Below are 12,051 nucleotides of genomic sequence, written 5' to 3'. Positions count from 1 at the left end.
GGTCGCAGCGGCGGAGCCCCGTTCACAAACGCTTTCTCATGCACACCCGCGGCCGGCGGTCCAGGCCGTGCGCGGCCTCCGTCGCGCGGATCTCGCGCAGGCCGGGCGTGAGGTCCGCCTCGGAGAGCGGCTGGAAGCCGAGGCGGGCGTAGTAGGGGGCGTTCCACGGAACCTCCGTGAACGTGGTCAGCGTCAGGGCGGTCAGGCCCTCCTCGCGGGCGCGGTCGGCGGAGTGGGCCAGGAGGGCGCGGCCCACGCCCCGGCGTGCGGCGCGCGGGTGGACGGAGACCTGCTCGATGTGCAGGGCGCCGTCCACGGGTTCGGCGAGGAGATAGGCGGCCGGCCGGTCCCGCTCGTCCGCCGCGACCCAGCAGCGGCCCGCCCGGCGGTAGCGCTCCAGGACGTCGAGCGCGGGCGGCTCGTCGTCGGCGATCTCGGGCATGCCGAGGTCGCGGAAGGGGGCCCCGGCGGCCCGTTCGATGTCCTGGAGGGCCGGGAGTTCGGCGGGGGTGGCGGGGCGGATGCGCATGCGGTGAGTATGCGGTGCGGCGCGGCCCGAGGTCAGGGGGCCCGGTGCTCGGCACCGCCGGAGGCCAGCGCCTCGGCCGGGGTGTTCACCGGCCTCGGTGTGCCGGTGAGGTCCAGGACGAACAGCGGGACGCCCAGGGCGTCGGCGCGGGCCCGGGCGTCGTCCGCGTATCCGGTGAGGGAGAAGTAGAGGCAGTCCGCGGACTCGGTCATGGCCGTCAGCCACAGGCACTCCACGTCCCGCAGTGTCGCCGGGCGCACGGCCGGGTCGACCTGCGCGAGGACGCCGCGGGCGGCCAGTCCTATGCCGGACGGGGGCCGCTGGTCCGCCCGGCGGACATCCCGGTAGCCGAGCCAGCGCAGATACAGCGCGGTGGCGGTGACGGTGTCGAGGGCGGTGCGGATGGCGACGGACCGGAAGGGGGGCTTGGCGGAGGTGGAGGCGGCGTCGGTGGGGGTGGTGGCATCGGCGGGAACGGCGGCGGTTTCGCGCCGGCCGACCGCGGTGCCGGGGCCGGGCGCGGCATCCTGGTCGCCCGTGTCGGTTTGGGCCCTTCCGCCGCCGCCCTCCACCACAGCCACCCGCAGCACCACCCCGCACGCGCACCCCACCTCCGGGCGCGGCCACTCCCCGCGCCGTCCGCAGGACTCGCAGCGCACCGTCACCCAGTCGTCCTGCCAGACCCGGTGCGGGACGGGCGCCGCCGTGCCGTCGCGGTCCAGTCGCGGGGCGACCGGCGCGCCGCAGACGCAGGGGTACGCCGGTGCCGTGTAGCGGTGCTCGCGGCGGCATGCCGGGCAGCGCACCGGAACGGTCTCGGCCATGGCCACTCCAGAACCGTGTCGCGTCGGGACAGCGTGGCCCATCGTGCCCCCTCAGGCCTTGCCCTGTCCGGTGGATGCCGTCTCTTGACGCCCTTCGCCCACCCCACATACATTCATTCCAGATAGCAGAAAACAATTTCCATCATACGGAAGAGCTCACCGCGGGGCGCGACGGGAGTGCGAATCCGACAGCCGAAGCAGGAGTACTCGATGGCTCGAATGACCGCTGCCCGCGCGGCAGTTGAGATCCTCAAGCGCGAAGGCGTCACCGACGCGTTCGGTGTCCCCGGCGCGGCGATCAACCCCTTCTACGCGGCGCTCAAGGCTTCCGGCGGCATCGCCCACACCCTGGCCCGGCACGTCGAGGGCGCCTCGCACATGGCCGAGGGCTACACCCGCACCCACCCGGGCAACATCGGCGTCTGCATCGGCACCTCCGGCCCGGCCGGCACCGACATGATCACGGGTCTGTACTCCGCGACCGGCGACTCCATCCCGATCCTGTGCATCACGGGCCAGGCCCCGACCGCCGTGATCCACAAGGAGGACTTCCAGGCCGTCGACATCGCCTCCATCGCCAAGCCGGTCACGAAGATGGCCGTCACGGTGCTGGAGGCCGCGCAGGTCCCGGGCGTGTTCCAGCAGGCCTTCCACCTGATGCGTTCCGGCCGCCCCGGCCCGGTCCTCATCGACCTGCCGATCGACGTGCAGCTGACGGAGATCGAGTTCGACCCGGAGACCTACGAGCCGCTCCCGGTCTACAAGCCCGCCGCGACGCGCGCCCAGATCGAGAAGGCGATCGGGATGCTGAACGCGTCCGAGCGGCCGCTGATCGTCGCGGGCGGCGGCATCATCAACGCCGACGCCGCCGAACTCCTCGTCGAGTTCGCCGAACTGACCGGCACCCCCGTCGTCCCGACCCTGATGGGCTGGGGCCTGCTGCCCGACGACCACGAGCTCAACGCCGGCATGGTCGGCCTGCAGACCTCGCACCGCTACGGCAACGCGACGTTCCTCGAGTCCGACTTCGTCCTCGGCATCGGCAACCGCTGGGCCAACCGCCACACCGGCAAGCTCGACGTCTACACGGCCGGGCGGACGTTCGTCCACGTCGACATCGAGCCCACCCAGATCGGCAAGATCTTCGCTCCGGACTACGGCATCGCCTCCGACGCCAAGGCCGCCCTGACGCTGTTCGTCGAGGTCGCCCGCGAGCTGCAGGCCGCCGGTGAGCTGCCCGACCGCTCGGTGTGGGCCCACGCCGCGCAGGAGCGCAAGGCGGCCCTCCAGCGCCGCACGCACTTCGACGACATCCCGATCAAGCCGCAGCGTGTCTACGAGGAGATGAACAAGGCCTTCGGCCCGGAGACGCGCTACGTCTCCACCATCGGCCTCTCGCAGATCGCCGGCGCCCAGATGCTGCACGTCTACCGGCCCCGGCACTGGATCAACTGCGGCCAGGCCGGCCCGCTCGGCTGGACCATCCCGGCCGCGCTCGGCGTCGCCAAGGCCGACCCGGAGGCGTCCGTCGTCGCGCTCTCCGGCGACTACGACTTCCAGTTCATGCTGGAGGAACTCGCCGTCGGCGCGCAGCACAGGATCCCGTACGTGCATGTCCTGGTGAACAACTCGTACCTGGGACTGATCCGGCAGGCGCAGCGGGCGTTCGACATCGACTTCCAGGTCAACCTGGAGTTCGAGAACCTCAACTCGCCCGAACTCGGCGTCTACGGCGTCGACCACGTCAAGGTCGCCGAGGGCCTCGGCTGCAAGGCGATCCGCGTCACCGACCCCGCCGAGCTGGGCGAGGCCTTCGAGCGGGCCAGGAAGCTGGCCGCGGAGTACCGGGTCCCGGTCGTCGTCGAGGCGATCCTGGAGCGCGTCACCAACATCTCCATGTCGACGACCAACGACATCGGCAACGTGGTGGAGTTCGAGGAACTCGCCACCGAGCCCGGCCACGCGCCGACCTCGATCAGGCCGCTGAAGGTCTGACACGCGCGAACGAAGGGGCGGCCCGTCCAGGGGGACGGGCCGCCCCCGCGCGTACCGGCTCCTCCGGTGCGGCGCGATCCCTTCCGGGTAGAGAAGCCGCCCCCGCCGTGCAGCACCGGCACTCCCGCCTTGCGGGCCTTGTACGGAGCACCCACAACCGCGCACCTGCGCCGAGTGGGGGCACCTCGACTGCTCCCGCAGCATCCGCGCCCGCGCGTGGGAGTTGTCGCGATGCGGGGCCCCGTCAACGGCCCCTGCCCCACCACCGCGTCAGCGGGGCGGGGCGGGACGCGAACGCAGCATCACACGGCCAGTGATGCGCGTTGTGCAAGCTCGTCGTTTGGCGACGGGTGGTCGACAGGTTGATGTGAGGGTTCCGTACGGGGTGTGCGACCCGGTGCCGCCGGCGCGCTCACGCCTCGTGGTGCTCCGACAGCCCCGGCCAGTCGTCCGGCCCGCCGCCCTGCCACTCGACGAGGTCGCTCTCCGCGACGTCGGTGACGTACAGGTCGGCCAGGCGCAGGATCTCGGCGACGTCGTCGGTGTGGGTGGCGACGCCCAGCGGCTCCTCGCCCAGGGTGACGCGGCGGGAGCCGTCCAGGGCGGGGGCGTGGACCACGACGTGCGGATGTTCGGTGGGAGGTGCCATGCCTTCAGGCTGCTGCGTCCGGGACGGTTCCGCACCCTGAAAGGGCTGGCCGTCCGGCGGCGCGAGGCTGGGCGCGACAGGACGTTCGCGCCGCCGGACGGGGTTTCGGGGAGAGGGGTGGTACGGGGACCGCGGCGGGTGCGACGGGCTCCTGGGCGGGCTTCCCTCAGGTCGAGAAGCCGGCCCGGGCCCTTCACCACCGCACTGGCTCGCAGCCGCCGCGGTCCGCGCCCTGACCGTGCCGTGCCCGGGGGCCACCCCTCATCCGGGTCGCCCTGGGCAACGGGACACGGTCAGGGAGTTCAGTCCTCGCGCAGGGCGTGGACCGCCTCCTCCACGCGCCGCCCGTACTCGGGGTCGGCGGAGTGGAAGTGTGCGAGGTTCTTCTCGATCACGTCGTCGCGGGAGACCTGGGAGAGGCCCCCGGCGATGTTCGCGACCAGGCGGGACCTCTCCTCGGCGGACATCAGCCGGTACAGCTCACCGGCCTGGAAGAAGTCGTCGTCCTTGGTGTGCGGGGGCGCCTCGTGGGTGCCCGTGCGGCCGTTCACCGTGAGCGGTGCCGACAGCGGGCGGCCGGTTTCGGCGGGACCGTCGTAGGAGTTCGGCTCGTAGTTCTTGGCGTACCGGCCCTGGGCGTTGGACGCCATGAAGCCGTCCCGGCCGTAGTTCTCGGCGGTCGTGGCGCGGGGCGCGTTGACGGCCAGCAGCGTGTGGTTGACGCCCAGGCGGTAGCGGTGGGCGTCCGCGTAGGCGAACAGCCGGCCCTGGAGCATCTTGTCGGGCGAGGGGCCGATGCCCGGCACGAAGTTGTTCGGCGAGAACGCGGCCTGCTCGACCTCGGCGAAGACGTTGTCCGGGTTGCGGTCCAGCACCAGCCGTCCCACCCGCCGCAGCGGGTAGTCCTGGTGCGGCCAGACCTTGGTCAGGTCGAACGGGTTGAAGCGGTAGTCCGCCGCCTCTGCCGCCGGCATCAGCTGGACGTACAGCGTCCAGGACGGGTGCACGCCCCGTTCGATGGCCTGGAGCAGGTCCGTCTGGTGCGAGTTCGGGTCCTTGCCCGCGAGCTGGGCCGCCTGCTCGCTGCTCAGGCAGCGGATGCCCTGGTTGGTCTTGAAGTGGTACTTGACGAAGTACGCCTCGCCCCGGCTGTTCGTCCACTGGTAGGTGTGCGAGCCGTAGCCGTTCATGTGCCGGTAGGAGGCGGGGATGCCGCGGTCGCCCATCAGCCAGGTCACCTGGTGCGTGGCCTCGGGGGAGTGCGCCCAGAAGTCCCAGACGTTGTCCGGCTCCTGACGGCCCGTGAACGGGTCGCGCTTCTGCGAGTGGATGAAGTCCGGGAACTTGATGGGGTCCTTGATGAAGAACACCGGCGTGTTGTTCCCGACGAGGTCGTAGTTGCCTTCCTCGGTGTAGAACTTCACCGCGAAACCGCGCGGGTCGCGCACCGCGTCCGCGCCGCCGAGCGAGTCGGCCACGGTCGAGAAGCGCAGGAACACCTCGGTGCGCTTGCCGACGCTGCCGAGGAAGTCGGCGTGGGTGAAGTCGGTGACGTCGTCGGTCACCTCGAAGTGGCCGTACGCGCCCGAGCCGCGGGCGTGCACCACGCGCTCCGGGATGCGCTCACGGTTGAAGCGCGCCAGCTTCTCCAGCAGATGCTGGTCCTGGAGCAGGAGCGGGCCGCCGACGCCGGCGGTGGCGGAGTTCTGGTTGTCGGCGACGGGGGCGCCGGACTCGGTGGTGAGCACGCGCTGCGACATCGTGACCTTCCGTACGAGAGAGCAGCGGAAATATGTTTCCGCTTTGTGGAGCCTAGGGTCGGGGCGAGCGGAGCGTCAACAGTTTGTTGAAGTGGTGGGCGTGGCTGGTTCCGGGCGGCGCCGCCCCTTTGGGCGCGACAGGACAGATGTCAGCGGCGGCGCCGCCCGGGGTACGAGAGCCCCTCGGGGCCACGAGGGTCAGACCTGGGCGCCGGAGAGCCGCTCCACGGCCCGCAGCAGCGCCGAGTGGTCCAGGCCGCCGTCGCCCTGCGCGCGCAGGGACGCGACCAGCTGGGCGACCACGGCACCGACGGGCAGGGCCGCGCCGACATTGCGGGCGGCGTCCGTGACGATGCCCATGTCCTTGTGGTGCAGGTCGATCCGGAAGCCCGGCTTGAAGTCCCGGCCGAGGAAGTTGTCCTTCTTGCGGGTCAGCACGGTCGAGCCGGCGAGCCCGCCGCCCAGCACGTCCAGGGCGGCCTTCAGGTCCACGCCGGACTTCTCCAGGAAGACCACGGCCTCGGCGCACGCCTGGATGTTCACGGCGACGATCAGCTGGTTGGCGGCCTTCACGGTCTGGCCCGAGCCGTGCGGGCCGCACAGCACGATGGTCTTGCCGAGGGCTTCGAAGATCGGCTTCGCCTGGTCGAAGTCGGCCTGCTCGCCGCCGGCCATGATGGACAGCACGGCCTCGACGGCACCGGCCTCGCCGCCGGACACCGGGGCGTCCAGGACGCGGATGCCCTGATCCCGGGCCGCCTTCGCCAGGTCGACCGAGGTCTGCGGGGTGATCGAGGACATGTCGATCAGCAGCGCGCCGGACTTCGCGTTCTCCAGTATGCCGTCCGGGCCGTAGGCGATGGCCTCGACCTGCGGGGAGGCCGGGACCATCGTGATGACGACGTCGGCGTCCTGCACGGCCTCGGCGATCGAGCCGGCCGCGGTGCCGCCGGCGGCGGCCAGGCGGTCCAGCTTGTCCTGCTCCAGCGTGAAGCCGGTGACGGGGTAACCCGCCTTGATCAGGTTCTCGGACATGGGGGAGCCCATGATGCCGAGGCCGATCCAGGCGACCTTCGGAAGTGCGTTGCTCATGATGAGGTGCCTTTCGGTACGGGGTCAGCGGGGCAGCCAGTCGAAGGCCTCGGCGCTCGGGCGCTCGCCCGGCTTGTACTCGAGGCCGACCCGGCCGTCGTAGCCCGCCTTGTTCAGTCGGTCGAGGAGGTCTTCGAGGGGCAGCGAGCCCGTCCCGGGGGCCCCGCGGCCCGGGGTGTCGGCGATCTGCACATGGCCGGTCTTCGACGCGAACCGCTCGATCACCGACGGGAGGTCCTCGCCGTTCATGGACAGGTGGTAGAGGTCCATCAGGAAGCGGGCGTTGCCCAGCCCCGTCACCTCGTTGACCTGGTCCACGACGGCCACGGCCGCCGGGGCCGACACCAGCGGGTACAGCGGGGACTCGGGCCGGTTCAGCGCCTCCATCAGCAGGATCGCGCCGATCCGGTCGGCGGCCCGGGCGGCGAGGGTCAGGTTCTCCAGGGCGAGCGCGTCCTGCTCGGCCGGGTCCACGCCCTCGACGCGGTTGCCGTACAGCGCGTTGAGCGCCGTGCAGCCCAGGGAGGCGGCGAAGCCGGCGGCCACGTCGATGTTGGCGCGGAACCGCTCCGACTCCTCGCCGGGAATCGACAGGGCGCCGCGGTCCGGGCCCGGGAGCCGCCCGGCGTAGAAGTTCAGGCCGGTGAGCCGGACGCCGGCGTCCTCGACCGCGCGCTTCAGGGCGTCGAGCTCGGACCGCTCGGGGACGGGTGAGTCGACCCAGGGCCACCACAGCTCGACCGCGGTGAAGCCCGCCGCGGCGGCGGCCGCGGGGCGCTCCAGGAGGGGGAGCTCCGTGAAGAGGATCGACAGGTTGACGGTGAAGCGCTGGTCTGCGAATCCCATCGGGGCGGCGCTCCCTTCCTTGTTTCCCGGTGCATATTTCGTATTGCGGAATCTCATTTCTGCCTAACGGAAGATTGCCTGTGGGGTGCGAAGGCTGTCAAGAGGGGCTGCCGGAAAGTCCGCCCCGCGCGTTAGGTTGAGCGCGTGCGACTGAGAGTGGAGTTCACGACCGAGCCGTTCGACCTGGACGAGGCGCCCGCGCACGCCGTGGTGGCCCGCGAGGTCGTGGAGGCCGCCGAGCTGGATGCCGTCGACGTGGGCCCGTTCGGCAACACCGCGGAGGGCGGTGCCGACGCGGTGCTCACCGCCGTGGACGCCCTGCTCCGCAAGACCCTGGAGGCCGGTGCCACCCGGGTCTCGCTCCAGGTCAACGTGGTCGAGGAGGGCGAGGCATGAGCGGCGTGGGGGGCGAGCCGTTCATCGCGGCCGTGAAACCCCTGGTCGACGCGATGGGCGGCGAGATGATCCCGCCCGACGAGGCCGGTCCCGACGACGTCGTCCTGACCTGGGAGGGCAGGGACGCCGTCGCCGTACGGCTGCCGCAGCTCGCCGACTCCCTCGATCACATCCTGGCCGCCATGGAGCGCCGCAAGGGCATGCCGCTGGCCGATCTGGACCGCAGGGCCAAGCAGGAGGTCGTCCGGATACTCGAGGCGCGCGGCGCCTTCTCCGTGCGGCACGGGGTGGAGACCGTGGCGAGCGCCCTCGGCGTCAGCCGCTTCACCGTCTACAACTACCTCAACCGCGAGAAGGGGGCCTGACCGGACCCGCGACGCAGCGGCCCGGTTTCGCGTCACCGAATTTTCAACAAACTGTTGACGTGCTGTCGCGGGAGGGCGTTAGCTATCGGCACGCCCGTTCAGCACGAAGGCCGCATCCGGCCACGGAGGCTCCCGTGACGTCCACTTCCACGCCGCCGGGTCTGGCCCGGTTCAACACCCTCGAGGAGCACGCGGCGTTCACCGCGCTCCACGAGGCGTGCGCCTCCACGGCGTGGGCGAAGCGCCTGCTGGCCGCCCGCCCCTACGCCACCTGCGAGGACCTGTACGCCGCGAGCGACACCGCGATGGCGGAGCTGACGGCCGCGGACCTCGACGAGGCGATGGCCGGCCACCCGCCCATCGGCCGCCCCGAACCCGGTGACCCCGTCTCGGCCCGGGAACAGCGCGGCATGGCCGGCGCCTCCGACGCGCTCAAGGCGGAGATGCTGGAACTGAACCTCGCCTACCAGGAGAGATTCGGCCATGTCTTCCTGATCTGCGCCACCGGCCGGACCGGCGAGCAGATGCGCGACGCCGTCAGGGAACGGATCGGCAACACACCGGAGCGGGAGCGGGAGACGGTCCGCACCGAACTGGGGAAGATCAACCGCATCCGCCTGGCCCGACTCGTCGAAGAGGACTGACCACAGCATGAGCACCTCCGCCACCGCATCCGTGTCCACGCACATCCTGGACACCAGCGTCGGCCGCCCCGCCGAGGGCGTCGCCGTCCAGCTCTCCGCCCGCTCCGGGCGCGCGGCGGACTGGCAGGAGCTCGGCGGCTCCGCGACCGACGCGGACGGCCGGTGCAAGGACCTCCCGGCGCTGCCGGAGGGCACCACCCACGTACGGCTCGACTTCGCCGTCGAGCGGTACTTCGAGAAATCCGCGAACCAGCAAGCCGATGCGCAGCAGGACGCCCCCGCGAATCGGGACAGCGGTGCCGGTGCGTTCTTCCCGGAGGTGGCGATCACGTTCGCCGTCGTGCCGGGCGAGCACTACCACGTACCGCTGCTGCTCAACCCGTTCGGCTACTCCGTATACCGAGGGAGCTAGCTAAATGACCGTCAATTCCCGCCCTGCCCGCCCTGTGATTCTGGGACAGAACCAGTACGGCAAGGCCGAGAACCGAGTCGTCAAGATCACGCGGGACGGCGCCACCCACCACATCAAGGACCTCAACGTATCCGTGGCGCTGAGCGGCGACATGGAGGAGGTCCACTACTCCGGCTCGAACGCCAACGTCCTGCCCACCGACACCACCAAGAACACGGTGTACGCGTTCGCCAAGGAGCACGGCGTCGAGTCGGCCGAGCAGTTCGGCATCCACCTCGCCCGTCACTTCGTGACCTCGCAGGGGCCGATCAGGACCGCCCGGATCCGCATCGAGGAGTACGCCTGGGAGCGGATCGAGGCGTCCGACGCCAACTCGCAGTTCATCGGCGCCGACGAGGTCAAGCACTCCTTCGTCCGCAAGGGACAGGAGACGCGGCTCACGCAGATCACCTACGACGGTGAGAAGTGGGAGGTCGTCTCAGGCCTCAAGGACCTCGTCGTGATGAACTCGACCAACTCGGAGTTCTGGGGCTACGTCAAGGACAAGTACACGACGCTGAAGGAGGCCTACGACCGCATCCTGGCCACCGAGGTCTCCGGCCGCTGGCGGTTCAGCTGGACCGACGACGAGCAGCGCATGCCCCACTGGGAGAAGTCCTACGAGCAGGTGAAGAAGCACATGCTCCAGGCCTTCGCCGAGACGTACTCCCTCTCGCTCCAGCAGACCCTCTACCACATGGGCTCGCGGATCATCAACCACCGCAGCGAGATCGACGAGGTCCGCTTCTCCCTCCCGAACAAGCACCACTTCCTGGTCGACCTGGAACCGTTCGGACTGGAGAACGACAATGAGGTGTACTACGCCGCCGACCGCCCCTACGGCCTGATCGAGGCGACGATCCTGCGGGACGGCTGCGAGGCGCGGATCCCCGTGGACCTCACCAACCTCTGACGTTCCCTCTTTCGGCACCCGTGGCCGGGGGACCCTTCTCCCGGTCACGGCACTCAAGACCCCCAGGGTCCTGCCGTGCCCTCTCCACCTCAGCGCAAAGGACGAACCATGGCAGCAGAGCGGCGCATCGTCATCGAGAACTGTGCGATCGCGACCGTCGACGCGAACGACACCGAGTACGCCTCCGGGTACGTCGTCCTCGCCGGCAACCGCATCGAGTCGCTCGGCGCGGGCAGGGCCCCCGAGGGCCTGGAGAACGTCGCACGCCGTATCGACGCCTCCGGCCACCTCGTGACCCCCGGCCTGGTCAACACCCACCACCACTTCTATCAGTGGATCACCCGGGGCCTGGCCACGGACCACAACCTCTTCAACTGGCTCGTCGCGCTGTACCCCACCTGGGCGCGCATCGACGAGCCGATGGTCCGCGCGGCGGCCCAGGGCTCGCTCGCGATGATGGCCCGCGGCGGTGTCACCACCGCCATGGACCACCACTACGTCTTCCCGCAGGGCTCCGGCGACCTCTCCGGCGCGATCATCGGCGCCGCCCGCGACATGGGCGTCCGCTTCACCCTCGCCCGCGGCTCCATGGACCGAAGCGAGAAGGACGGCGGCCTGCCCCCGGACTTCGCCGTGGAGACCCTGGACGGTGCGCTGGCCGCCACCGAGGAGACCGTGCGGCAGCACCACGACTCCTCCTTCGACGCCATGACCCAGGTCGCCGTCGCGCCCTGCTCGCCCTTCTCCGTCTCCACCGAACTGCTCCGCGACGGCGCCCAGTTGGCCCGCCGCCTCGGGGTCCGGCTGCACACCCACGGCTCGGAGACCGTGGAGGAGGAGAAGTTCTGCCACGAACTGTTCGGCATGGGCCCGACCGACTACTTCGAGTCCACCGGCTGGCTCGGCGAGGACGTGTGGATGGCGCACTGCGTCCACATGAACGACTCCGACATCGCCGCCTTCGCCCGGACGAAGACCGGCGTCGCGCACTGCCCGTCGTCCAACGCCCGCCTCGCCGCCGGTATCGCCCGCGTCCCCGACATGCTCGCGGCCGGCGTCCCGGTCGGCCTCGGCGTCGACGGCACCGCCTCCAACGAGTCCGGCGAACTCCACACCGAGCTGCGCAACGCCCTCCTCATCAACCGCCTCGGCGCACACCGGGAGGCCGCCCTGAACGCCCGCCAGGCCCTGCGCCTCGGCACGTACGGTGGCGCCCAGGTCCTGGGCCGGGCCACGGAGACCGGCTCCCTCGAGCCCGGCAAGCTCGCCGACCTCGTGCTGTGGAAGCTGGACACGCTTGCCCACGCCTCCATCGCCGACCCGGTGACCGCCCTGGTCTTCGGCGCTGCGGCCCCGGTCACCGCGTCCTTCGTGAACGGCCGGCAGATCGTCGAGGACGGGCGGCTGCTCACGGCCGACGAGGACGCCATCGCCCGCGCCACGCGGGACGAGGCCCAGCGGCTGGCGAGGATCGCCGCCCAGGCCTGAACACCCCGATGACTCCGGCCGGGAGGGACGGCTCCCGGCCGGTGGCCGTGGACCCGAGCGGGGTCCCCGGCGGCCGTCTCCGGGGCGCGCGTGTACACG

General features: G+C 71.0%; 13 protein-coding genes. 7 read left to right on the top strand and 6 right to left on the bottom strand.

The features are described 5' to 3' along the window. Positions 1–22 precede the first annotated feature (22 nt). The gene (locus ACFU3E_RS30230; RefSeq protein WP_384165176.1) at positions 23–529 is read right to left on the bottom strand and encodes a GNAT family N-acetyltransferase; all 507 of its coding nucleotides are present in this window, start codon (positions 527–529) and stop codon (positions 23–25) included. Between the two features lie 32 nt (positions 530–561). Continuing rightward, positions 562–1,353 carry a hypothetical protein gene (locus tag ACFU3E_RS30225; RefSeq protein WP_384165173.1) on the bottom strand — a complete coding sequence of 264 codons (792 nt, stop codon included), beginning with the start codon at positions 1,351–1,353 and terminating at the stop codon, positions 562–564. A 210-nt stretch (positions 1,354–1,563) separates the two neighbouring features. Here ACFU3E_RS30225 and gcl point away from each other — a divergent pair, with 210 nt between their 5' ends. Further along, positions 1,564–3,348, top strand: a complete 1,785-nt coding sequence (gene gcl / locus ACFU3E_RS30220; protein WP_384165170.1) for a glyoxylate carboligase — start codon at positions 1,564–1,566, stop codon at positions 3,346–3,348. A 412-nt stretch (positions 3,349–3,760) separates the two neighbouring features. Here gcl and ACFU3E_RS30215 read toward each other — a convergent pair whose 3' ends face one another. The 4 genes from ACFU3E_RS30215 to ACFU3E_RS30200 form a co-directional block, all read right to left on the bottom strand. Then, positions 3,761–3,997, bottom strand: a complete 237-nt coding sequence (locus tag ACFU3E_RS30215) for a hypothetical protein (RefSeq protein ID WP_031134159.1) — start codon at positions 3,995–3,997, stop codon at positions 3,761–3,763. Positions 3,998–4,299: 302 nt separating this feature from the next. Beyond that, on the bottom strand, positions 4,300–5,757 hold the full coding sequence (locus ACFU3E_RS30210) for a catalase (RefSeq protein ID WP_384165167.1): 1,458 nt from the start codon (positions 5,755–5,757) through the stop codon (positions 4,300–4,302). 198 nt (positions 5,758–5,955) lie between these two features. Beyond that, entirely contained in the window at positions 5,956–6,849 is an 894-nt protein-coding gene (locus ACFU3E_RS30205; RefSeq protein ID WP_384165165.1) for a 2-hydroxy-3-oxopropionate reductase, read from the bottom strand. A gap of 24 nt (positions 6,850–6,873) precedes the next feature. Next, on the bottom strand, positions 6,874–7,695 hold the full coding sequence (locus tag ACFU3E_RS30200) for a TIM barrel protein (protein ID WP_384165162.1): 822 nt from the start codon (positions 7,693–7,695) through the stop codon (positions 6,874–6,876). 144 nt (positions 7,696–7,839) lie between these two features. Between ACFU3E_RS30200 and ACFU3E_RS30195 the strand changes: the two genes are divergently transcribed. From ACFU3E_RS30195 to ACFU3E_RS30170, 6 genes are all read left to right on the top strand, one after another. Beyond that, positions 7,840–8,091 carry a hypothetical protein gene (locus tag ACFU3E_RS30195; RefSeq protein WP_384165159.1) on the top strand — a complete coding sequence of 84 codons (252 nt, stop codon included), beginning with the start codon at positions 7,840–7,842 and terminating at the stop codon, positions 8,089–8,091. After that, on the top strand, positions 8,088–8,456 hold the full coding sequence (locus ACFU3E_RS30190; protein WP_384165156.1) for a helix-turn-helix domain-containing protein: 369 nt from the start codon (positions 8,088–8,090) through the stop codon (positions 8,454–8,456). Before ACFU3E_RS30195 ends, ACFU3E_RS30190 begins: the two co-directional genes overlap by 4 nt. A gap of 134 nt (positions 8,457–8,590) precedes the next feature. Beyond that, on the top strand, positions 8,591–9,100 hold the full coding sequence (gene uraD / locus ACFU3E_RS30185; protein WP_384165153.1) for a 2-oxo-4-hydroxy-4-carboxy-5-ureidoimidazoline decarboxylase: 510 nt from the start codon (positions 8,591–8,593) through the stop codon (positions 9,098–9,100). Positions 9,101–9,107: 7 nt separating this feature from the next. Further along, entirely contained in the window at positions 9,108–9,512 is a 405-nt protein-coding gene (gene uraH, locus ACFU3E_RS30180) for a hydroxyisourate hydrolase (protein ID WP_384165149.1), read from the top strand. Between the two features lie 4 nt (positions 9,513–9,516). Then, positions 9,517–10,464, top strand: a complete 948-nt coding sequence (pucL, locus tag ACFU3E_RS30175) for a factor-independent urate hydroxylase (RefSeq protein WP_384165146.1) — start codon at positions 9,517–9,519, stop codon at positions 10,462–10,464. 108 nt (positions 10,465–10,572) lie between these two features. Continuing rightward, positions 10,573–11,952, top strand: a complete 1,380-nt coding sequence (locus ACFU3E_RS30170; RefSeq protein WP_384165143.1) for an 8-oxoguanine deaminase — start codon at positions 10,573–10,575, stop codon at positions 11,950–11,952. Positions 11,953–12,051: the final 99 nt, after the last annotated feature.

The sequence above is a fragment of the Streptomyces sp. NPDC057424 genome (genome assembly GCF_042803315.1).
In the GTDB taxonomy this organism is placed as follows: Bacteria; Actinomycetota; Actinomycetes; order Streptomycetales; family Streptomycetaceae; genus Streptomyces.
Note: the sequence above shows the minus strand (reverse complement) of the source record. Positions and strands in the feature narration are given on the sequence as shown.

Excerpts from the sequence above, each read along its gene's own strand:
- ACFU3E_RS30205 (WP_384165165.1), bottom strand. The coding sequence starts at position 6,849 with ATGAGCAACGCACTTCCGAAGGTCGCCTGGATCGGCCTCGGCATCATG.
- ACFU3E_RS30190 (WP_384165156.1), top strand. The coding sequence starts at position 8,088 with ATGAGCGGCGTGGGGGGCGAGCCGTTCATCGCGGCCGTGAAACCCCTG.
- pucL (WP_384165146.1), top strand. The coding sequence starts at position 9,517 with ATGACCGTCAATTCCCGCCCTGCCCGCCCTGTGATTCTGGGACAGAAC.
- ACFU3E_RS30215 (WP_031134159.1), bottom strand. The coding sequence starts at position 3,997 with ATGGCACCTCCCACCGAACATCCGCACGTCGTGGTCCACGCCCCCGCC.
- ACFU3E_RS30230 (WP_384165176.1), bottom strand. The coding sequence starts at position 529 with ATGCGCATCCGCCCCGCCACCCCCGCCGAACTCCCGGCCCTCCAGGAC.
- uraH (WP_384165149.1), top strand. The coding sequence starts at position 9,108 with ATGAGCACCTCCGCCACCGCATCCGTGTCCACGCACATCCTGGACACC.
- ACFU3E_RS30200 (WP_384165162.1), bottom strand. The coding sequence starts at position 7,695 with ATGGGATTCGCAGACCAGCGCTTCACCGTCAACCTGTCGATCCTCTTC.
- gcl (WP_384165170.1), top strand. The coding sequence starts at position 1,564 with ATGGCTCGAATGACCGCTGCCCGCGCGGCAGTTGAGATCCTCAAGCGC.
- ACFU3E_RS30170 (WP_384165143.1), top strand. The coding sequence starts at position 10,573 with ATGGCAGCAGAGCGGCGCATCGTCATCGAGAACTGTGCGATCGCGACC.
- ACFU3E_RS30210 (WP_384165167.1), bottom strand. The coding sequence starts at position 5,757 with ATGTCGCAGCGCGTGCTCACCACCGAGTCCGGCGCCCCCGTCGCCGAC.
- ACFU3E_RS30225 (WP_384165173.1), bottom strand. The coding sequence starts at position 1,353 with ATGGCCGAGACCGTTCCGGTGCGCTGCCCGGCATGCCGCCGCGAGCAC.